This window comes from Dactylosporangium sucinum (genome assembly GCF_014647515.1).
GTDB classification, from domain to species: Bacteria; Actinomycetota; Actinomycetes; order Mycobacteriales; family Micromonosporaceae; genus Dactylosporangium; species Dactylosporangium sucinum.
The window spans coordinates 23,356-44,662 of record NZ_BMPI01000081.1; the positions used below are offsets into that span (position 1 = coordinate 23,356).

Sequence of the window (21,307 nt, forward strand, 5' to 3'; positions counted from 1 at the left end):
GCCCCGCCCGTCCGCGCCTGTCCGCGCCTGTCCGCGCCTGTCCGCGCCTGTCCGCGCCCGTCCGCGCTCGTCCGCGCCCGGCCCGGCCCCGTCCGCCCGTCCGTGCCCGGCTCCGGCCGCCCCGGCTTCGCCCGCCTGGCCCCGCCCGGCCCCAGCCGCGCCGCCCTCTCCGCCCGCCCGTGCCGCCCTCTCCGCCGCGATCTTGGAGTAGTGGTCCCGGATTTGTCGCTCATATCGGATATTTCCGGGACCGCAACGCCAAGATCGCGCGGGTCGGTGGGTGCGGCCGGACGGAGAGGGCGGCCGGACGGGCAACGGGGCGCGGTGGCGGGCGTTACGTTGCGTGGCGGGTGGCGCGGCGGGCCAGGGCCACCAGCTCGGCCACCGCGGACGCCGACGGCGTGGCCAGGTCCAGGGCGAGCAGCGCCTGGGCCAGCAGGTCGTCGGCCTGCTGACGGCACCACGCCCGGGCGCCCGACTGCTCGATGGCCTTCGCGGCCCGCTCCAGGTCGGTGTCCGTGAGGCGGCCCTTGCTCGCCAGCAGGTCCGCCACCTCGGCGGCGCCGGCGGCCAGGGCCGCGGCGACGGGCAGGGAGCGGCGGCGCCGGCGCAGGTCGGCGTAGGGTGGGCGGCCCGTCTCGGCCGGGTCGCCCCAGATGCCGGTGAGGTCCTCGGTGAACTGCACGGCCAGGCCCAGCCGGACCCCGAAGAGGCGCAGCTGGTCGACCTGGGCCAGGCTGCCGCCGCCGGTCAGCGCGCCCAGCGCGCACGCGCAGCCGAAGACGGCGCCGGCGCGCTGCTCGGCCGAGCTCAGGCAGTCGCGGAGCAGGTCGCTGCCGGCCGTCGGGCCGCCGCCGAGGGTGAGCGCGGTGTGCTGGCCGTGCAGGAGCTGCTGGACGGTGTCGCCGAGGATGCGCACCGTGGCGGTGCTCCCGGCCGGGATGGTGCGGTCGCGGGTCGGCTGGCGGAACGGGCCGGGCGCGGCGCGGGCCGGGGAGCCGGTGCCGGCGACGTCGAACGCGAGGGCGAGCAGCGCCTCGGCGCCGAGCGCGGCCCGCTGGGCGCCGAAGACGCTCCACGCCGTCGGGCGGTTGCGGCGGGACAGGTCGCCGTCGTAGAGGTCGCGGCGGATCGCGGCCCAGTGGTACAGCAGCTCGATCACGACCGCCGACGGCACCGCGTCGTGCGGGTCGCCGCCCACGGCGTCGGCGCTGACCAGGGTGAGGGCCGAGCGCTCGTGGGCGCCGTTGCGGCGCGGGCCGTCGGACCAGCCGAGCTGCAGCTCCGCGATCTCGCGGGACGGCTCGGGCAGCCGGCCGACCGCGGCCTGCAGGGCCGGGTCCACCAGAAGGCCGGCCCAGCCGAGGACGTCGTCCGCGTTGCGCAACACGATGACCATCAGCCGGCTCGCACCCCCATGCCTCGGATCAGGACCCGGTCAAGTATGCCGGTGCGGGTGCCCCGCCGTACCGGAAACGGCCGGTGTGGCGTTGCGGCTTGTCGCCCGTCCGGTGCGTGTCGCGCGAGGCGCGGCGTGTCGGGGCGATGCGCCGGAATTGTCCACTATGGACCGGCGGCGAGCCGCAGCGAGGGATCCGGCGGCGACTGTACCGCCGGCGGCCGGTGCCGCAACGCCTCCCACGCGGCCTTCGGCCCGGCGGCGACGTCTCTGGCCGTGTTGTACCAGATCGTCACCCGCCGGCAGCCGTCGCACCGCGCCGGCACCCCGACGGCGTCGACCCCGAGCCGCCGGCACAGCGTGATCGCGCGGTGCAGGTGCAGCTCCTGGCTGACCAGCAGCGCCCGGTCGAGACCGTACACGTCGTGGGCGCGCCGGCAGGTGTCGTAGGTGTCGAGGCCGAACGGGTCGACGACCACGCGGGCCGGGTCGACGCCCTGCCCCACGAGGTACTGCCGCATCACCCGGACCTCGTCACCACTGCCCCCGTGGGCGTCACCCGAGATGAGCAGGGCCCTCACCTTGCCGGTGCGCAGCAGCTCGGCCCCGATGTCGAGGCGGCCCTTGAGGAACGGCATCGGCTGCTCGCCGCCGGGCGCCACCTGGGCGCCGAAGACGATCGCGACGTCGGCGCTCGGCGCGGCGGCGACCGTGGTGATCCGGCCCGCCGAGGACAACCGGATCCAGGCGGTCGGTGCCAGCACCAGGGCGCCCATGACCACGACGATCACCAGGGCCCGGCCGGCCAGCCGCCGGCGGCGCTCCCGGCGGGTCTCGCGGCCCTCCGGCAGCGGGCGGCCCCGGCGCACGCGGCGCTCGGCCCGCCCGACCTCGAAGAGGAACCACCGCGGCAGCTGCCGGTCGGCGCGCAACCTCGCGCGCTCCTCGTCGTTCAGGAAGCCGGTGACGTGGTCGACCGCGACCGAGTAGCGGGCCATCCGGCGCGCGCCGCGGCCGCGGGAGGTGAAGATCAGCCAGGCGCCGAGTGTGGCGGCGACCACCAGCCAGCCGAGCGGGCCGCGGCCCCGGCTGCGGCTGCGCAGCCGTTCCTCGGCCGCCAGCCAGGCCAGACGGTCGTCGCGCAGCTTCGTCACCCGCGCAGCTTCCCACGGGGCGGCGGCTCGCCGCTGACCCGTGAGTCGTAAATTGTCGGTGCCGCGAGGCAGGATGTAACCCGTCGGAACCAGGGGAGGTGGCGAGTGGCCGGCAAGATCAAGGACGAGGACATCGCCCTGGTGCGCGAGCGCACGGCGATCGCCGACGTCATCTCCGAGCACGTCACCCTGAAGTCGGCCGGCGGCGGCAACCTCAAGGGGCTGTGCCCGTTCCACGACGAGAAGACCGCCTCGTTCAACGTGTCACCCGCCCGGAATGTGTATTTCTGTCACGGCTGTGGCGCCGGCGGCGACGCGATCAAGTTCCTCATGGACCACGACCACCTCTCGTTCGTGGAGGCGGTCGAGCGGCTCGCGGGGCGGGCCGGCCTGCAGCTGCGCTACGTCGAGGCGGGCGCGGCGCCGATCCGCCAGACCGGCCAGAAGCAGCGGCTCATCGCCGCGCACACCGAGGCCGCCCGGTTCTACGCCGAGCAGCTCGGCACGCCCGGCGCCCGCGCCGCCCGCGAGTTCCTCGCCGCGCGCGGGTTCAGCCGCGAGGCGGCCGAGCGCTACGGCTGCGGGTTCGCACCCGAGGGGTGGGACCCGCTGACGAAGCACCTGCGCCAGAAGGGCTACACGGCGGCCGAGCTGACCAGCGCCGGGTTGTCCCGCGAGGCGCGCTCGGGCAGCCTGATCGACCGGTTCCGGCGCCGGCTGCTGTGGCCGATCAAGGACATCTCGGGCGAGGTCATCGGCTTCGGCGCGCGGAAGCTGTTCGACGACGACGACGGGCCGAAATATCTCAACACGCCCGAGACGCCGTTGTACAAGAAGTCGCACGTGCTGTACGGGATCGATCACGCGAAGCGGGAGATCGCCAAGCAGAGCCGCGTGGTGATCGTCGAGGGCTACACCGACGTGATGGCCTGCCACCTCGCCGGGGTGCCGGTCGCCGTCGCCACCTGCGGGACGGCGTTCGGCGCCGACCACATCTCCGTGCTGCGGCGGCTGCTCCTGGACGCCGACGGCTACGGCGGCGAGATCATCTTCACGTTCGACGGCGATGCCGCCGGGCAGAAGGCGGCGCTGCGCGCGTTCGAGGACGACCAGCGGTTCGTGGCCCAGACGTTCATCGCGGTCGGCCCCGACAACATGGACCCGTGCGAGCTGCGCCTGGCCAAGGGCGACACGGCCGTGCGCGACCTGGTCGCCGACCGCCAGCCGCTGCTCGACTTCGCGCTGCGCTCGGTGATCCAGCGGTTCGACCTCGACCTGGCCGAGGGCCGCGTCGGCGCGCTGAAGGCGACCGCACCGCTCGTCGCGAAGATCAAGGACCGGACGCTGCGCCCGGAGTATGCGCGCAAGCTCGCCGGCGACCTCGGCATGGAGCTGGAGACGGTCCAGCGCGCGGTCAGCTCGGCGGCCAAGGGCGTCGTCGACGTCGTGCCGCCGCAGCGGCGCATCCTCGCGCCCGACAGCGCCGAGGCGCTCGTCGAGCGGGAGGCGCTCAAGCTGGCGCTGCAGCAGCCGGTGCTGGCCGGCCCGATGTTCGACGCGGTGGGCGCCGAGACCTACGCCCACCCGGCGTATCAGTCGTTGCGTGCCGCGATCGCCGAGGCCGGCGGCGCCTCGTCGGCGTCCGGCGGCGGCGTGGTGTGGATCGAGCAGGTCCGCGAGGCCTGCGTCGACCTGGCCGCGAGCGCGCTGGTCACGGAGCTGGCGGTCGAGCCGCTGCGCCTCGACGGCGAGCCCGACCCGCGCTACGTCGAGGCGACGATCATCCGACTGCAGCTGCCGGCGCTCAACCGCACGATCGCCGAGCTCAAGTCGAAGCTGCAGCGGATCAACCCGGTGAGCAACGCCGAAGAGCACCTGCGTTTGTTCAGCGAGCTGGTGTCGCTGGAGCAGCACGCCCGCGCGCTGCGCGACCGCGGCGCGAGCCGGTGGTGAGGAGCCTTCCGCCATGTTCGGTTTCCTGAAGAAGCGCCGGCTGCCGGCCGGCCAGCGGCCCAACCTCGCGACCGACGAGCGGGTCGTCGCCTGGGCCGGCACGACCGGCGACAACGTCGTCGTCGCCACCAACCTCGGGCTGTGGCTGCCCGGGGCCGGCGAGCGGCTCGGCTGGCACGAGCTGCACAAGGCGACCTGGTCCGGGCGGCAGCTCGCGCTGGTCGCGGCCCGGGAGGTGCCCGTCGAGGGCGCCGACTACGCGGTGATGGAGGACCTGCCGCCGCTGGTGCTCACGCTGCTCGACCCCGACCGGGTGCCCGAGCAGGTGCGCGTGCGCGTCAACAAGTCGATCGCGCACACCTCGCACCATCCGCTCGCCGAGTCGGCCGGGGTCCGGGTCGTCGGCCGGCGGGTGCCCGGGGCGGACGGGCTGCGGTGGACGGTGCGGTACGACGAGGGGATCGACGCCGCCTCACCCGAGGTCGCGCGACAGACCGCCGAGCTGGTGGCCTGGGCGCGGTCGGGCGCGGGCCCGACGCCATAGCGTCACGCCGGCCCACGCGACGAGGGCCACGTCGAGGAAGGCGCCGGGGACCTTGGTCTTCGTCGCCAGGCCGAGGCTGTCGGGCAGGGTCAGGAACACCAGGCCGGCCGCCGCCGCGTGGACCGTTGTGCGCAGGCGGCCGTGCAGGTTCGTGGCGGCCAGGACGGCGATGCCCGCGATGGCGTACCAGGCGTAGAAGACCGGGCCGAGCACGGCTCCCGCGAGCAGTCCGATGCCGGCGGCGGTGAGGATGCGGTCGGGGATTCCGGTGCGGGCGCGGTCCGCCGGCTCGGGTGCTCCGGATTGTTGCGGGCGGGCGTCGTCGGCGGCATTTCGCGGGCGGGCCCGGTATGCCCACAGCCACAGGGCCAGCAGCACGCCGGCCAAGGCGACGAACCCGGCGGCGCGGGACACGGCGACGGCCGTGCCGAACGCCTCCGGCGCGCCGAACCAGCGCAGGACGTAGCCGGCGGCCATGCCCACCCCGGTCGGGATCGACAGCCACTGGACCAGCTCGGTGGTCGAGCCGAGCGCTCCCAGGAAGCCCAGGCCGTGCCCGGTGACCCAGGCGAGGACGGCGTACGTCGCGGCGAGCGCCACGGCGAAGGCGGCGGTGCCACGTCTCGTGAAGACCAGCAGCCAGGCGAACGGCACCGCGATGAGGGCGGTCACCTTGACCGCGACGGCGAGGCCGAACGCGATGCCCGCCAGCGCCGCGCTTCTCCGCGCGAGCGCGAACCCGGCCAGTACCAACGCCGCGAGAAGAATGTCGTTGTGCACGCCGGAGACGACGTGCACGAGGACGAGCGGGCTGGCGGCGAGCACCGCATTGGTCCGGTTCAGCCGGGCCACCGCGGCGACGCACAGCAGCAGGCCGAGGACGGCCACGATGCGGAACAGGCCCACGGCCACCTGCAGGTTGCCGTGCGCGAGCCAGGCGACGCCGCCCTCGATGGCCAGCCAGAGCGGGCCGTACGGCGTCGGGGTGTCCTGCCACAGCGGCGGCACCGACTCCAGCCAGGTGCACGGCAGCTCCGACGGCCCCACCTCGTAGAGGTTGAGGCCGGCGTTGAACAGCTGGCCCTGGCAGGCGTAGGCGTACACGTCCTGCGCGCCGAGCGGCGGGGCCACGAGGAGCGGCAGGCTCCACAGCGCGGCCGTCGTGAGCGTCTCCTTGGTGCTCGTCTCGTCGCGCAGCGACCACCAGGCGCGGACGAGCAGGATCAGCGCGACGAACCAGACGACCACCCCGGTGACCCAGGCGGCATCGTGGTGATACGGCTTGCCGGCGAGGAAACCGCTGACGGCCAGCAGGACGGACGCGCCCAGCCCGAGCCAGCGCGGGTTGATGCGCACTGGTGCATGGTAAACGGATCGGATTCTGTCGTACCCCTGGGCTAGTGTCGGCGCGTGGCTGATGACGGGGCGTTGATCGAGGCTACGGGGCTGGTCAAACAGTTCGGCGACTTCACCGCGGTCGATGGCATCGACCTCCGGGTGGCCGCCGGCGAGGCGTTCGGCTTCCTCGGGCCCAACGGGGCGGGGAAGTCGTCGACGATGCGCATGATCGGGTGCGTGTCCCGGCCAACGAGCGGGTCGCTGCGGATCCTCGGGCGCGACGCGGCCGCCGACGGCGCCGCCATCCGGTCGCGGCTCGGCGTCTGCCCGCAGCAGGACACGCTCGACCTCGAGCTGACCGTGGTGGAGAACCTCGTCATCTACGCGCGCTATTTCGGCGTGCCGCGCAAGGTGGCCCGTGCGCGGGCCATGGAGCTGCTCGACTTCGTGCAGCTCGCCGACCGGGCCGGCGACAAGGTGGAGCCACTGTCGGGCGGCATGAAGCGGCGGCTCACGATTGCCCGGGCGCTCGTCAACGAGCCCGACATCGTGCTGCTCGACGAGCCGACGACGGGCCTCGACCCGCAGGCCCGCCACCTGGTGTGGGAGCGGCTGTTCCGGCTCAAGCAGCGCGGCGTGACGCTGGTGCTGACCACGCACTACATGGACGAGGCCGAGCAGCTGTGCGATCGGCTGGTGGTGATGGACGCCGGCCGGATCGTCGCCGAGGGCTCGCCCCGCCAGCTCATCGAGCGCCACTCGACCCGCGAGGTGGTCGAGGTGCGCTTCGGTCTGGACCCGCTCGAAGGCCTGGCCGACAAGCTCGACGGCATCGGCGAGCGCACCGAGGTCCTGCCCGACCGCATCCTCGTCTACACCGACGACGGCGATGCCGGCGTCGCCGAGATCGGCGCCCGCGGCCTCACCCCGTCGAGCGTCCTCGTCCGCCGCGGCTCGCTGGAGGACGTGTTCCTGCACCTGACCGGCCGCACGCTGGTGGACTGACATGGCGACGCTCGCGGCCCTCGAATACCACCTGGTGTCCTACCGGCGCACCTGGCGCTCCAGCGTCTTCAGCTCGTTCGCGCTGCCCGCCATGTTCCTCGTCGCCATGGGCATCACCGTCGGCCACTACGTCGACGCCCGCTCCACCGCGATCGGCGTGCCCTACCTGGACTACATCGGTCCGGGCCTGCTCGCCTCGACCGCCCTGCAGGTCGCCATCGGCGAGTCGACGTGGCCGGTGTTCTCGGCCTTCAACTGGAACCGCACCTATCACGCCATGCGCGCCAGCCCGCTGACGAGCGGCGCGATCGTGCGCGGCCACCTGCTCTACATCCTGCTGCGCGTCCTGCTCGCCGCCGCCGGCTTCCTGCTGGTGCTGCTCCCGTTCGGCGCCCTGCACTCCTGGTGGGCCCTGGCCACCCCGCTCCCGGCCCTGCTGGTCGGCCTGGCCTGCGCGGCCCCGTGCTTCGCCTTCGCCGCGGCGGTGGACAACGACGGCTTCTTCGCGGTGCTGTTCCGCCTGGCGGTGGTCCCGATGACCCTGTTCTCGGGCGTCTTCTTCCCGGTGGCGGACCTGCCGGGCCCGGCGCGCGCGCTGGCGTACGTGTCGCCGCTGTGGCACGGCGTCGAGCTCTGCCGCGCGGCCACCCTGGGCACCGCGACCGCCTGGGGCGTGCCGCTGCACACGCTGGTCCTGGTGGCCTGGTCGGCGGCGGGCTACGCGCTGGCGGTGCGCTCCTTCACCCGGAAGCTGGAGGACTGATGCGCCCGCGCGCCGGGTGCGCTCGCACGGTGCCGGCCGGGCATCGGACCGGGCATCGGGGCCCTGACCGGGCCGCGCTCCCGGGCGTCCGGCCCGCCGGGTCCGCCGGCCGGGTCCGTGGCCCGGCGCCGGATCCTTGCGGTGGGGCGGTGCGCCGCCTCGGTGGCAATGGCTGGTTCGCGGTTGCGCGGCCGGCCGGCTCCATGATCAAGGGAAGCTGCTGGCTGCCGGGGCAGCCACGAGCTTCCCACGATCATGACGCCGGAGGCGCGGCTCGGGAGAGTGGGGGAGTGCTGTGGTGACGACGTTCGTGGCCGCGCGGGTGGCACGGCTCGACCGGGGTGCCGCGGGGGCCTTGTCGGTCACTGGGCGTAACGTCGCCGCGGCCCGGCATGCCGCCTACTGGTGGGTGCTGCTGTCCGGGTTCGCCGAGCCGTTGCTCTATCTGCTGTCCATCGGCGTCGGGGTCGGGCGGCTCATCGGGGACGTGGCGCTGCCCGACGGGCGGCTCGTGACGTATGCGCAGTTCGTGGCGCCCGCCATGCTCGCCGCCTCGGCCATGAACGGGGCGCTCGCGGAGACCACCATGAACTTCTACGGCAAGTTGAAGTTCATGAAGATCTATGACGCCACGCTCGCCACGCCGTTGACGCCCATGCAGGTGTCGTCCGGTGAGCTGCTGTGGGCGATGGTGCGGGGCGGGGTGTATTCGGCCGCGTTCCTGGTGGTCATGGCCGGCCTCGGGCTGACCTCGCCGGGGTGGGCGCTCGCGGCGTTCCCCGCCTCGCTGCTCGTCGGGTTCGCGTTCGGCGGGCTCGGGATGGGGCTGTCCACGCTCCTGCGGTCGTGGCAGGACTTCGACTACATCAATGTGACGCAGTTCGGGCTGTTCCTCTTCAGCGGGACGTTCTCGCCGCCGGGGGACTTCCCGCCGGCACTCAGAGTGATCGTCGAGCTGACCCCGCTGTACCACGGCGTGGCGCTCCTGCGGGCCGTCACGACCGCCTCGCCGTCGTGGGGGCTCGTGTGGCACGTCGTCTATCTGGGAGCGCTCGCATGGGGTGGGCTGTGGCTGGCCGGGCGGCGCATGGAAAAACTTCTGCTGACCTAGTTTGCCCCGGTTTGGCAAAGGTCGGATGATCTCTGTGCACCCGCGCTGAGCTGGGCAAACTTGCATATTTTCGAGATCGTTCCAACTTCTGCTGGCTTGAGCAAAAGTTTGGTAACGAGCGATAGAAGCTCTAGACGCGGCGCGGAGGACGGCCTAAAGTCTCGACGCAACACGGGTGTAACGCATGGCACACGGCCCGGTTACCTGCACCTTCGTGAAGGTGTGGTGGTGTAGCCGCATGTCGCGGACGCCTGCCTGCGACCAGATGAGGAGGTGCCTTTATGAACACGGTCAGTGCGGTAGATGGACCCGTTCAGTCGCGCCTGCTCCGCTTGTTGCGGGACACCGGTGCGTTGTCGCGTGCGGAGCTGGCCGATCGGCTGGAAGTGCCCCGGCCCCGGTTGCTCGCCGACCTGGACGCGCTCGTCGCGACCGGGTTGATCCGCGAGGCCGGGCCGGCGGCGAGCCGGGGCGGCCGGCGGTCGACGCTGGTGGAGCTCAACCCCGACCTCCGGTTCGCCGCGGTGGACCTGGGGGCCAGCTCGATCGACGTCGAGATCACCGACGGACGGCTGGAGCCGGTCGCCGCCTACGGCGAGCCGGCCGACATCCGGTCCGGGCCCAAGGTGATCCTCCAGCGCGTCAACGAGATCATCCATAAGTTCCACGCGGAGGGCGCCTTCGAGCGCCTGCACGCGATCGGCATCGGCGTGCCCGGGCCCGTCAGCTTCCGCGACGGCGTCCCGGTGTCACCGCCGATCATGCCCGGCTGGGACCGGTTCCCGGTGCGGGAGGCGCTCGGGCGTGAGCACAACTGCCCGGTCGTCGTCGACAACGACGTCAACATCATGAGTATCGGCGAGCGCTACGGCGGCGTCGCTCACTCGGTCGACAACCTGCTGTTCCTCAAGGTCGGCACGGGTATCGGCTGCGGCATCTACCTCAACGGCGAGGTGTACCGGGGCACCGACGGGTGCGCCGGCGACATCGGCCACATCCAGGTCGACAGCCACGGGCCGGTGTGCTCGTGCGGCAACGTCGGCTGCCTGGAGGCCCTCTTCGGCGGCGGCGCGCTCGCCCGCGACGCGACCGCCGCGGCCCGCAGCGGCGCCTCCCCGGCGCTCGCGGACCGGCTCAACGCCAACGGCGCCGTCACTGCCAAGGACGTCGCCGACGGTGCGGCCGAGGGCGACGTGACCTGTATCCGCCTCATCCGTGACGGCGGGCGCCGGGTCGGTGGGGTCCTGGCCGGACTGGTCAGCTTCATCAACCCGTCGATGATCGTGATCGGCGGCGGTCTCGCCGGCCTCGGTCACATCCTCCTCGCCGAGATCCGCAGCGTGGTGTATCGGCGCTCGCTGCCCCTCGCGACCGGCAACCTGCCGGTCGTCCTGTCCGAGCTCGGCCCCCGCGCCGGCGTTGTCGGAGCCGCGGTGCTGGCCAGCGAACTCGCATATGGGCGGCCATCATGACAGATTCCCCGGAAGACGTAGTCCTCCGGCTCACCGATGTGGTGAAGACCTTCCCCGGCGTCCGGGCGCTCGACGGCGTCCAGCTGGAGGTCCGGGCGGGCGAGGTCCACTGCCTGCTCGGCCAGAACGGCGCCGGGAAGTCGACCCTGATCAAGGTGCTCTCCGGCGCCCACACCCCTGACTCGGGCGAGATCCTGTGGCAGGGCCAGCCGGTGAGCTTCAACGGTCCGCAGGCGGCCATGAAGGCCGGCATCGCGACCATCTACCAGGAGCTCGACCTCGTCGACGGCCTCAGCGTCGCCGAGAACATGTACCTCGGCCACGAGCCGCACAGCGCCGGCTTCGTCGCGCGGCGGGCCATGCGCCGCGGCGCCGCCGAGATCCTGCAGCGCCTCGGCCACCCCGAGATCCCGGCCGGCCGCGAGGTCGGCAAGCTCCCGGCGGCGGCCAAGCAGATCGTCAGCATGGGCCGGGCGCTGTCCCGCGAGGCCCGGCTGCTCATCATGGACGAGCCGAGCGCCGTGCTCGCCCACGACGAGGTGGAGAACCTGTTCCGCATGGTGCGCGGCCTGACGGCCCAGGGCATCGCGGTCATCTACATCTCGCACCGGCTCGAGGAGATCCGCGAGATCGGCGACCGGGTGACGGTGCTCAAGGACGGCCGCACGACCGCCGCCAACCTCGACGCGAAGACGACACCCAACCGGGAGCTGGTCAGCCGGATGACCGGCCGGACCATCGAGTACATCTTCCCGGAGCGCACCGAACGAGCGGTACCGGATGGAACGCCGCTGCTGGCGGTGCACGATCTGGCCCTCGACGGGCGGTTCGCGGACGTGTCGCTCACCGTCCGCAGCGGCGAGATCGTCGGCATCACCGGGCTGGTCGGCTCCGGCCGCACCGAGGTGCTGGAGACCATCTACGGCGCGCGGCGCGCCACCGCCGGCCGGGTCGAGCTGGAGGGCCGGCCCCTGCGCCGCGGCAGCGTCAACGCGGCGGTGCGGGCCGGCATCGGCATGGCCCCGGAGGAGCGCAAGAGCCAGGCGCTGCTGCTCGCCGAGCCGATCTACCGCAACGTCACGCTCGCGGGCTTCGCGCGCTTCGCCAAGGCGGGCTTCACCGACGCCGGCCAGGAGCGGGCCGAGGCCGAGCGGGTCACGCGGGACCTGGACCTGCGGCCGGCCGACGTCCGGCGGCCCGTGCGCACCCTGTCAGGCGGCAACCAGCAGAAGGTCGTCGTCGGCCGGTGGCTGCTCGGCGGCACCCGCCTGCTGCTGCTCGACGAGCCGACCCGCGGCGTCGACGTGGGCGCCCGCGCCGAGCTGTACCAGGTGATCCGCAAGCTCGCCGACGAGGGTGTCGGCGTGCTGCTCGTATCGAGCGAGGTGCCCGAGGTGCTCGGCCTCTCCGACCGCGTGCTCGTCATGCGCGAGGGCCGGGTCGTCCACGAGGCGCCCGCCGCTGAACTTGACGAAGCTACTGTGCTCGACCTGGTGATGGCCGGCTCGCTGCTCGACGGGGCCGACCTGGCGGGCACCGCCCCTGAAGGGAACGCCGCATGAGCACCGCGACCGAATCGGTGGAGCTCCAGCAGGAACAGCCCAAGGCCGCCGGCCAGAGCTGGTGGCAGCGCGACGGCGCCGACTCGGTGAAGCGCAACCTCGCCCTCATCGGCGTGCTGCTGCTGTTACTGATCATCGGCGCGATCACCCGCAGCGACATCTTCCTCGACCCGAGCCGCCTGTGGTCGAACGAGCTGACGGTGCTGACCCAGGCGTCGAGCATCGGCGTCATCACGGTCGGCATGACGTTCGTGATGATGAGCGGCGGCATCGACCTGTCGGTCGGCGCGCTGCTCGCGCTGGCGAGCGTCTGGTGCACCACGGTCGCCACGCAGGACATGGGCGCCTTCGCCATGATCTTCACCGCGCTGGCCGTCGGCGCCGGGGCCGGGCTCGTCAACGGGGTGCTCATCTCGTACGGGAAGCTGGTGCCGTTCATCGCGACCCTGGCGATGATGCTGTCGGCCCGCGGCCTCGCCCAGAACATCTCCGGCTCGCACACCCAGATCACCACCGAGCCGCTGATCCTCAGCCTCGCCGGCGACAAGCTCCTCGGCGTGCCGTACATGGTGATCATCTTCCTGCTGGTCGTCGCGATCGGCTGGGTCGTGCTCAACCGCACGACCTTCGGCCGGCGCACCGTCGCGATCGGTGGCAACACCGAGGCGGCCCGCCTGGCCGGTATCAACGTCCGCCTGCAGACCCTGCTGCTGTACGTGCTGTCCGGCCTCTGCTGCGGCATCGCCGCGCTGATGGTGGTCTCCCAGACCACCTCCGGCAGCAACACCCACGGCGACCTCTACGAGCTCAGCGCGATCGCCGCCGCGATCATCGGCGGCACCGCCCTCACCGGCGGCCGCGGCACCATCATCGGCTCGCTGCTCGGCGTGCTGATCTTCACGCAGATCACCAACCTGTTCATCGTCAACAACCTGCAGCTGGACATCCAGCGCATCATCAACGGCGGCATCATCGTCGCCGCCGTCCTCATCCAGCAGTTCCGGGTGACGTCGCTCTGGCGGAGGCCGAGCGCGAAGCCCAGCGCCACCTCATAGAAGAAACCGATCAGTCAGCTGACGCCGCCGTCACGCCGAGACGGCAGCTCTGATCACTGCGCCCAAAAAACAGCACCAGCAGTACACCCTCGAACACCCCATCCCACAGACGACCAGGAGGTCGTGATGAGCGCATCCTCGGGTGACATGTCCCGTCGCCGTCTTCTCCTCGGCGGGGCGGCGGTCGGCGCCGGCGCGCTGCTTGCCGCCTGCACCTCGAACGAGTCGAAGGACTCCGACGCCGGCACCAACGTCAAGGAGAACACGGCCGCCAGCGAGGCCCCGGGCAAGCCGGTCACCATCGGCTTCTCCGCCCCCGCCGCCGACCACGGCTGGATCGGTGCGATCACCGCGAACGCCCAGGCGCAGGCCAAGAAGTTCTCCGACGTGACCCTCAAGGTGGTCGACGCCGGTAAGGACGCCCCGGCCCAGATCGCGGCGCTGGAGTCGCTGATCCAGAGCAAGCCGGACGCGATCGTGCTGCTGCCGCAGGACGGCGCGCAGCTCACCGCGGTCGGCAAGAAGGCCACGGAAGCCGGCATCATCGTCATCAACCTGGACCGCGAGTTCTCCGACCCGGCCGCGTCGTTCTGCCTGATCAAGGGCGACAACTACGGCATGGGCATCGCGGCCGGCCACTACGTCGGCGAGAAGCTCAAGGGCAAGACCGACGCGGTGATCGGCGAGATCCCCGGCATCGACGAGCTCCAGCTGACCAAGGACCGGTCGAAGGGCTTCGCGGACGCCCTCAAGACCTACGGGCTCACGGTCAAGCACCGCGTCCCGGCGCAGTTCACGGTCCAGAGCGGCCAGGCGGCCACGGCCAACCTGCTGCAGGCGGCCCCGAAGCTCGACGCCGTCTGGAACCACGACGACGACCAGGGCGTCGGCGTGCTCGCCGCGATCCAGCAGGCCGGCCGCAAGGAGTTCTTCATGGTCGGTGGCGCCGGCTCGCGCGACGCCATGGACCACATCAAGTCCGGCGACTCGGTGCTGACCGCGACCGTCACCTACCCGCCGTCGATGGCCTCGTCGGCCATCATCCTGGCCCGCCTCGCGGCCCAGGGGAAGGGCATGAGCGACCTGGTCGAGCTGCAGGTTCCGAAGCTCATCGTCCTGCAGTCGGAGACCATCACCAAGGACAACGTCGACAAGTACCTCCCGCTCGGCTTCAAGTCCTAAGGGGTCCTCCTACCCAACCACCAGAAAGGAACCGCCAGTGTCCACTCAGGGCAGCAGCGGGGAGCTGCGCGTCGGCATGGTCGGATACGCGTTCATGGGCGCCGCGCACTCCCAGGCGTGGCGCACCGTGAACCGTGTCTTCGACCTCCCGGCGCGGGCGACCATGGTCGCCGTCTGCGGTCGCGATGGGGCGAAGGTGGCGGAAGCCGCGAGCAGGCTCGGGTGGGCCGAAGCGGTGACCGACTGGCGCGCGCTGATCGCCCGGGACGACATCGATGTCATCGACATCTGTACCCCGGGCGACAGCCACGCCGAGATCGCCATCGCCGCACTGGAAGCGGGCAAGCACGTGCTGTGCGAGAAGCCGCTCGCCAACACGGTCGACGAGGCGCGCGCCATGGTCGCGGCCGCGGTGAAGGCCCGGGCGCTCGGCGTCCGGTCCGCCTGCGGCTTCAACTACCGCCGCGTGCCGGCCGTCTCGCTCATGCGCAACCTCATCGCCGACGGCCGGCTCGGCGCGATCCGTCACGTCCGGGCGTTGTACCTGCAGGACTGGATCACCGACCCGAACTTCCCGCTCGTCTGGCGGCTCCAGAAGGACAAGGCCGGGTCGGGCGCGCTCGGTGACATCGGCGCGCACATCATCGACCTGACCCAGTTCGTCACCGGGCAGACCATCACCGGCGTCGCCGGGCTGACCGAGACGTTCGTCAAGGAACGGCCGCTGCCGGAGGCCTCGAGCGGCCTCTCCGCAAGCGCCGGACAGGCGACCGGCGAGGTCACCGTCGACGACGCGGCCGTGTTCGTCGGGCGGCTGTCCGGCGGCGGCCTGGCCACGTACGAGGCGACGCGGTTCGCGACGGGTCGCAAGAACGGCCTCAAGGTCGAGATCAACGGCGAGCGCGGCTCGCTGGTGTTCGACCTGGAGCGGCTCAACGAGCTGGAGTTCTACGACGCCACGCTGCCCGCGGCCGAGCAGGGCTTCAGCCGGATCCTGGTGACGGAGGGGGAGCACCCGTACGTCGCCGCGTGGTGGCCGCCGGGGCACATCCTCGGGTACGAGCACTCGTTCACCCACGAGATGCGCGACTTCATCGAGGCCGTCGCGACCGGCACCGACCCGACGCCGTCCTTCGAGGACGCGCTGCAGGTGCAGCTGGTGCTGGACGCGGTGGAGCGCTCCGGGTCCGCCGACGCCGCGTGGATCAGCGTGGTGGAGTCATGACCGGTCCGGAGCGCAGCGGAGGGGCCGGGCATCAGGGGCTCAGCATGCAGGCATGCGGCCGGAGCGAAGCGGAGGACGCATGACCGATCCGTACGCTCCCACGCCCGCCGACCGGTTCTCGTTCGGGCTCTGGACGGTGGGCTGGCAGGCCCAGGACGTCTTCGGCTCGGCGTCGCGCCCGGCGCTCGACCCGGTCGAGTCCGTGCACCGGCTGGCGGAGCTGGGGGCGTACGGGGTCAGCTTCCACGACGACGACCTGATCCCGTTCGGCAGCGACGAGACGGTCCGCGACCAGGTCGTCAAGCGCTTCAAGGGGGCGCTCGACGGCACCGGCCTGGTGGTGTCGATGGCCACGACGAACCTGTTCGGCCATCCCATCTTCAAGGACGGCGCGTTCACCGCCAACGATCGCGCCGTGCGTCGCTTCGCGTTGCAGAAGGTACTGCGGAACATCGACCTCGCCGCCGAGCTGGGCGCGCCCACGTATGTCCTGTGGGGCGGACGCGAGGGCGCCGAGTCCGGGGCGGGCAAGCAGATGCGGGCCGCGCTCGACCGCTACCGCGAGGCGATCAACGCGATCTGCGCGTACATCCGGGAACGCGGGTACGACATCCGGCTGGCGATCGAGCCGAAACCGAACGAGCCGCGGGGCGACATCCTGCTGCCGACGATCGGGCACGCGCTCGCGCTGATCTCGACGCTGGATGAGCCCTCGCGGGTGGGGCTCAACCCGGAGGTCGGGCACGAGGAGATGGCCGGGCTGAACTTCGCGCACGGGATCGCCCAGGCGCTGTGGCACGGCAAGCTCTTCCACGTCGACCTCAACGGCCAGCACGGGCCGCGCTTCGACCAGGACCTGCGCTTCGGCGCCGGCAACCTGCGCGGCGCGTTCTGGACCGTCGACGTGCTGGAGAACAGCTCCGGCTACCCGACGGCCTACGCCGGGCCGCGGCACTTCGACTACAAGCCGCCGCGCACCGAGGACGCCGAGGGCGTCTGGGTGACGGCTGCCGCCTGCATGCGCAACTACCTGATCCTCAAGGAGAAGGTCCGCAACTTCCGCGACGACCCCGAGGTCTCCGCCGCCCTGGCGACCGCGCGGGTCGACGAGCTGTCGGTCCCGACGTTGCTGCCCGGGGAGTCCCTGGACGAGCTGCGGGCCGAGGAGATCGACGTCGAGACGGTCGCCGCCCGAGGGATGGCATTCGAACGGCTCGACCAACTGGCCATGGAGCACCTGCTCGGTATCCGTGGCTGACCGAACGACTTTCCCGGCCCGGTAGCGAGGGCCCGCCCGCGGTTGCGCCCCGCGGGCGGGGATACCGGAACGGGGGAGACCGGGGCCGGCGCGGCGTCACCCAGTCGCCGCGCCGGGCCACCGGGCCCCGCAGACGCACACCATGACAGCGCGGCGGCGCGCGCCTTACCAACCCCGTGAAGGAACTGTCATGAGAATCCGCTCGTGGCTCGCCGCCGCTACGGTGAGCCTCACCGCAGCGACCATGCTCGTTCCGGCGCCCGCCAGCGCCGCTGACGCTCCGTACAAGGTGCTCGTCTTCAGCAAGACCGCCGGCTTCCGCCACTCGTCCATCCCCAACGGCATCGCGGCGATCCAGTCGCTCGGCGCCGCCAACAACTTCACCGTCACCGCCACCGAGGACGCCGCGGCGTTCACGGCTGCCAACCTCGCCCAGTTCCAGACGGTCGTGTTCCTGTCGACGACCGGCGACGTGCTCAACGACGCCCAGCAGACCGCCTTCGAGTCCTACATCCGTGGCGGCGGCGGGTACGTCGGCGTGCACGCGGCGGCCGACACCGAGTACGGCTGGGCGTTCTACGGCACGCTCGTCGGCGCCTGGTTCTCCTCCCACCCGGCGATCCAGCAGGCCACGATCGCCGTCGAGGACCGCAGCCACCCGGCGACGGCGCACCTCGGCGCGACCTGGGCGCGCACCGACGAGTGGTACAACTACCAGACCAACCCGCGCTCGTCCGCCCGCGTGCTCGCCTCGCTCACCGAGTCGTCGTACTCCGGCGGGACGATGGGCGACCACCCGATCACCTGGTGCAAGACCATCGACAACGGCCGCTCCTTCTACACCGGGCTGGGTCACACCGAGGCGTCCTACACCGAGTCCGCGTTCGTCAGCCTGCTGCTCGGTGCGATCCGCTACACCGCCAAGCGCGTCGACGGCAACTGCGCGCCGGCCACCTCGGGCTCGTCGGTCTACCAGGGCGAGTCGTGGTCCGCGGCGAGCGGCGTCCAGGTCGCGAACCACGCATCGGCCGTCGGCGGCCGCACCGCCGGTTATATCGACCCGAATGACTGGATCTCGTACACCGGGGTCAACCTCGCCACGGCCCGCGGCGCGCTCGTGCGGGTGTCGTCGGCCGGCGCCGGCGGTACCGTCGAATTCCGCGCCGGATCGGCGACCGGAGCCCTGCTCGGCACGGTCTCGGTGCCCAACACCGGCGGCTGGGACACGTTCCGCGACGTGTTCACCCCGCTCGCCGCCAATTCCTCCTCCACGTTGTACCTCGTGTTCAAGGGCACCGGCAGCTCGCTCTTCGACCTCGACCAGTTCACGCTGACCCGCACGGCGACGACCCGCCAGGGCGAGGCCTGGTCCTCGACCGGCGGCCTGCAGGTGGCCGCGCACGGCCCGGCGGTCGGCGGCCAGACCGCCGGCTTCATCGACAACAACGACTGGGCCGGCTACACCGGGCTGTCGCTGGCCTCGGCGGCCGGCATCCGGCTGCGGTGGTCGTCGGCCGGCGCCGGCGGCACCGTCGAGTTCCGCGCCGGGTCGCAGACCGGGACGCTGCTCGGCACGCTCGCGGTCACGAACACGGGCAGCTGGGACACGTTCCGCGAGGCATCGGTACCGCTGGCGACGTCGTCGTCCACGAGCCTGTACCTGGTGTTCCGCGGCGGCAGCGGGTCGCTCTTCGACGTCGACGAGTTCACGTTGCACGCACTCTGAGTTCGCCCGGCCCGTAGGGCCGGCCTAGACGGAAGACGGGGTCGCGACGCCGACCGACCCGGTCTCCGGGCCCCGTCCGCTCGGACGTTGTACGTGCCGGCACGGGCTTCGGGTGGTGACGCCGACTCCACCCGACGTCCGCTTCCGGTGCGGTCCGGGCGGGCGGGGAACCTCTTTTCCCTGGCTGCCGTTCGTCTTACGATGGTCTCGCAGCGCTCATGGACTCGACCCTTCGCCGGGTCGGCCGGCGCGGGCGGGAGGCGCAACCCGCCCGCCTCGGAACGTCCCTGTTCCTGCTTTCCCTGCCCGCAGGTCACCCTCGCGCCTGGACCCCAACGTGCTCACCACAGTGCACCGGAGGACACAGCATGGCGCGTCCCATCACGCTCTTCACCGGCCAGTGGGCCGACCTTCCGTTCGAGGAGGTCTGCCGCCTGGCCTCCGAGTGGGGCTACGACGGCCTTGAGATCGCCTGCTGGGGCGATCACTTCGAGGTCGACAAGGCGATCTCCGACGACTCCTACGTGGAACGCAAGCTGGAGACGCTCGCGAAGTACAACTTGAAGGTCTGGACCATCTCCAACCACCTCGTCGGCCAGGCGGTCTGCGACCACCCGATCGACCAGCGCCACCAGGGCATCCTCCCGGCGCGGATCTGGGGCGACGGCTCACCCGAGGGCGTGCGCCAGCGGGCCGCGGAGGAGATCAAGGACACCGCCCGGGCCGCCCGGAAGCTCGGCGTCGACGTCGTGGTCGGCTTCACCGGCTCGTCGATCTGGCACACGCTCGCGATGTTCCCGCCCGTCCCGCCGGAGATGATCGAGGCCGGCTACCAGGACTTCGCGGACCGGTGGAACCCGATCCTCGACGTCTTCGACGAGGTCGGCGTGAAGTTCGCGCACGAGGTGCACCCGAGCGAGATCGCCTACGACTACTACACGACCAAGCGCACCCTGGAGGCCATCGGGCACCGGCCCGCCTTCGGCCTCAACTGGGACCCGTCGCACTTCGTGTGGCAGGAGCTCGACCCGGTGAACTTCATCTTCGACTTCGCCGACCGGATCTACCACGTCGACTGCAAGGACGCGAAGGTCCGCACCGGCGACGGCCGCCGCGGCCGCCTCTCCTCGCACCTGCCGTGGGCCGACATGCGCCGCGGCTGGGACTTTGTCTCCACGGGCCACGGCGACGTGCCGTGGGAGGACTGCTTCCGCGCGCTGAACGGGATCGGCTACAACGGCCCGATCTCGATCGAGTGGGAGGACGCGGGCATGGACCGCCTGGTCGGCGCCCCCGAGGCGCTCCAGTTCGTCCGCCGCCTGGCCTTCGACGCCCCGTCGGCCGCCTTCGACGCGGCCTTCTCGTCGTCGTCCTGACCCTGTTCATGATGAAGGGCCGGCTGACCAGCCGGCCCTTCATCGCGTTGTCGCTGGTTACATCCCCGGGGTCCGCGTTGCGGTCGGCCCGGTGGTGGCGAACGTTTCACGCTCGATCGCCGGCGTGTCCGACGTGTGCAGCAGCCGATGGCCGAGATCGGTCTCGGCGAACCGGCTGTTGGCGAGGCGGTCGGTCACCTTGGTCTTGCCCTCGCTGTAGAGCCGCGTCGCCTGCTCCTGGACGACCCCGGCGGCTTCCTGGACCGTCGGGCTCTCCTTGATCTTCAGAGCGGTGGCCTTGAGCTCTTCGTACTTCTCCCGACCCGCCCGGGCACCGAGCACAAAGCCCGCGGCCAGGCCGCCGAGGAACAGTAGCTTGCCGCGCATCGCGACGACCTCCTTCTGGACGGCGACGAATCGATCAGGTTGCCGCCCCTGCAGTTTCGTTACCCGTCCATCGTCGTTCCGACACATCGATCTTGCGGGCCCTTTGCCAAGATCCGCCACTCGTTGCGGTGACCTGCCCGCGGCACGCCCGATACCCGGTGGCGCGGGACCCCGGTTCGTGCTGTACTCTTTCCCGGTCGCCCTCACACGGGGGAGATGCACGGTCCCGCGTAGCTCAATTGGCAGAGCAGCCGGCTGTTAACCGGCAGGTTATAGGTTCGAGTCCTATCGCGGGAGCTCCAAACGGCCCCTTACCGGGGCCATTTTTCATGCGCGGGTACTCTGACACCGTTTCCGGTCGGCATTCGGGTTGCGCCGCTCGGTAAGCTTGCGACGCTCGGGGCGGTAGCTCAGCAGGTTAGAGCTGGGGACTCATAATCCCTTGGTCGCGGGTTCGAGTCCCGCCCGCCCCACCGGCTTAGGCTCACCCTGCTCGCCGTCCCTTCGGGACGGCTCGCCGGGGAGCCGGCGGGATTCTCCGCGCTCGCTTCGCTCGCTCCCCAGTGGGGGCTTCGCCACCCACACCCCCATGTCGGTGGTTGCGGTGGTCGGGGTCGTTGCGGTTGGCGCCTGCGGCTTCGCGGTTCGCATGGTGCATCGTCCGCTCCACCACCTGTGCTTCGCGCCTTCGGCGCGAGGCGGGAGGTTCCCACTCCGCATCCCCATGCCGCGCTGGCGCGCGGCACTGGCTGCGCTCCGCTGGCCAGGCCACCAAGTCTTGCGGTCGGCGGATGGGT

At 71.7% G+C, this 21,307-nt stretch carries 17 protein-coding genes and 2 tRNA genes; 15 read left to right on the forward strand and 4 right to left on the reverse strand.

Translation table 11 applies throughout. The features are described 5' to 3' along the window. Window positions 1-334: 334 nt before the first annotated feature. Window positions 335-1,399: a polyprenyl synthetase family protein gene (locus IEZ31_RS47905; RefSeq protein WP_190256805.1), complete on the reverse strand. Its 1,065-nt coding sequence runs from the start codon at window positions 1,397-1,399 to the stop codon at window positions 335-337. 164 nt (window positions 1,400-1,563) lie between these two features. Next, window positions 1,564-2,553: a SanA/YdcF family protein gene (locus IEZ31_RS57740; RefSeq protein WP_229836991.1), complete on the reverse strand. Its 990-nt coding sequence runs from the start codon at window positions 2,551-2,553 to the stop codon at window positions 1,564-1,566. A 105-nt stretch (window positions 2,554-2,658) separates the two neighbouring features. On the opposite strand from IEZ31_RS57740, the gene dnaG reads away from it, so the two are divergent. Then, the gene (gene dnaG / locus IEZ31_RS47915; RefSeq protein ID WP_190256806.1) at window positions 2,659-4,506 is read left to right on the forward strand and encodes a DNA primase; all 1,848 of its coding nucleotides are present in this window, start codon (window positions 2,659-2,661) and stop codon (window positions 4,504-4,506) included. A 13-nt stretch (window positions 4,507-4,519) separates the two neighbouring features. Beyond that, window positions 4,520-5,050, forward strand: a complete 531-nt coding sequence (locus IEZ31_RS47920) for a hypothetical protein (RefSeq protein ID WP_190256807.1) — start codon at window positions 4,520-4,522, stop codon at window positions 5,048-5,050. Here the strand turns inward: IEZ31_RS47920 and mptB are convergent. Beyond that, window positions 4,979-6,406 carry a polyprenol phosphomannose-dependent alpha 1,6 mannosyltransferase MptB gene (mptB, locus tag IEZ31_RS47925; RefSeq protein WP_190256808.1) on the reverse strand — a complete coding sequence of 476 codons (1,428 nt, stop codon included), beginning with the start codon at window positions 6,404-6,406 and terminating at the stop codon, window positions 4,979-4,981. The genes IEZ31_RS47920 and mptB overlap by 72 nt on opposite strands. A gap of 54 nt (window positions 6,407-6,460) precedes the next feature. On the opposite strand from mptB, the gene IEZ31_RS47930 reads away from it, so the two are divergent. The 11 genes from IEZ31_RS47930 to IEZ31_RS47980 all read left to right on the forward strand — a co-directional run bounded on the left by IEZ31_RS47930 (window position 6,461) and on the right by IEZ31_RS47980 (window position 20,123). Continuing rightward, the gene (locus tag IEZ31_RS47930; RefSeq protein WP_190256809.1) at window positions 6,461-7,393 is read left to right on the forward strand and encodes an ABC transporter ATP-binding protein; all 933 of its coding nucleotides are present in this window, start codon (window positions 6,461-6,463) and stop codon (window positions 7,391-7,393) included. A 1-nt stretch (window position 7,394) separates the two neighbouring features. Continuing rightward, a complete protein-coding gene (locus IEZ31_RS47935; RefSeq protein WP_190256810.1) occupies window positions 7,395-8,156 on the forward strand; it encodes an ABC transporter permease in 762 nt (253 codons plus the stop codon). A gap of 298 nt (window positions 8,157-8,454) precedes the next feature. After that, window positions 8,455-9,267 carry an ABC transporter permease gene (locus IEZ31_RS47940; RefSeq protein WP_190256811.1) on the forward strand — a complete coding sequence of 271 codons (813 nt, stop codon included), beginning with the start codon at window positions 8,455-8,457 and terminating at the stop codon, window positions 9,265-9,267. A gap of 281 nt (window positions 9,268-9,548) precedes the next feature. Next, window positions 9,549-10,739, forward strand: a complete 1,191-nt coding sequence (locus tag IEZ31_RS47945) for an ROK family transcriptional regulator (protein ID WP_190256812.1) — start codon at window positions 9,549-9,551, stop codon at window positions 10,737-10,739. Then, the gene (locus tag IEZ31_RS47950; protein WP_190256813.1) at window positions 10,736-12,301 is read left to right on the forward strand and encodes a sugar ABC transporter ATP-binding protein; all 1,566 of its coding nucleotides are present in this window, start codon (window positions 10,736-10,738) and stop codon (window positions 12,299-12,301) included. The genes IEZ31_RS47945 and IEZ31_RS47950 overlap by 4 nt, the downstream gene beginning before the upstream one ends. Next, on the forward strand, window positions 12,298-13,356 hold the full coding sequence (locus tag IEZ31_RS47955; RefSeq protein ID WP_190256814.1) for an ABC transporter permease: 1,059 nt from the start codon (window positions 12,298-12,300) through the stop codon (window positions 13,354-13,356). The genes IEZ31_RS47950 and IEZ31_RS47955 overlap by 4 nt, the downstream gene beginning before the upstream one ends. 126 nt (window positions 13,357-13,482) lie before the next feature. After that, window positions 13,483-14,538 (forward strand): substrate-binding domain-containing protein, encoded by a 1,056-nt coding sequence (locus tag IEZ31_RS47960; RefSeq protein WP_190256815.1) that lies wholly within the window; start codon window positions 13,483-13,485, stop codon window positions 14,536-14,538. A 76-nt stretch (window positions 14,539-14,614) separates the two neighbouring features. After that, window positions 14,615-15,763 carry a Gfo/Idh/MocA family protein gene (locus IEZ31_RS47965; protein WP_190256822.1) on the forward strand — a complete coding sequence of 383 codons (1,149 nt, stop codon included), beginning with the start codon at window positions 14,615-14,617 and terminating at the stop codon, window positions 15,761-15,763. A gap of 79 nt (window positions 15,764-15,842) precedes the next feature. Further along, window positions 15,843-17,021: a xylose isomerase gene (gene xylA / locus IEZ31_RS47970; protein WP_190256816.1), complete on the forward strand. Its 1,179-nt coding sequence runs from the start codon at window positions 15,843-15,845 to the stop codon at window positions 17,019-17,021. Window positions 17,022-17,211: 190 nt separating this feature from the next. Next, on the forward strand, window positions 17,212-18,747 hold the full coding sequence (locus IEZ31_RS47975) for a ThuA domain-containing protein (RefSeq protein WP_190256817.1): 1,536 nt from the start codon (window positions 17,212-17,214) through the stop codon (window positions 18,745-18,747). Window positions 18,748-19,115: 368 nt separating this feature from the next. Beyond that, window positions 19,116-20,123 carry a sugar phosphate isomerase/epimerase family protein gene (locus IEZ31_RS47980; protein ID WP_190256818.1) on the forward strand — a complete coding sequence of 336 codons (1,008 nt, stop codon included), beginning with the start codon at window positions 19,116-19,118 and terminating at the stop codon, window positions 20,121-20,123. A gap of 57 nt (window positions 20,124-20,180) precedes the next feature. Here IEZ31_RS47980 and IEZ31_RS47985 read toward each other — a convergent pair whose 3' ends face one another. Then, the gene (locus IEZ31_RS47985) at window positions 20,181-20,510 is read right to left on the reverse strand and encodes a hypothetical protein (protein WP_190256819.1); all 330 of its coding nucleotides are present in this window, start codon (window positions 20,508-20,510) and stop codon (window positions 20,181-20,183) included. A 224-nt stretch (window positions 20,511-20,734) separates the two neighbouring features. Here IEZ31_RS47985 and IEZ31_RS47990 point away from each other — a divergent pair. Beyond that, window positions 20,735-20,807, forward strand: a tRNA-Asn gene (locus tag IEZ31_RS47990). A gap of 102 nt (window positions 20,808-20,909) precedes the next feature. Then, a tRNA-Ile gene (locus IEZ31_RS47995) sits at window positions 20,910-20,983 on the forward strand. The last annotated feature ends 324 nt before the right edge of the window (window positions 20,984-21,307 follow it).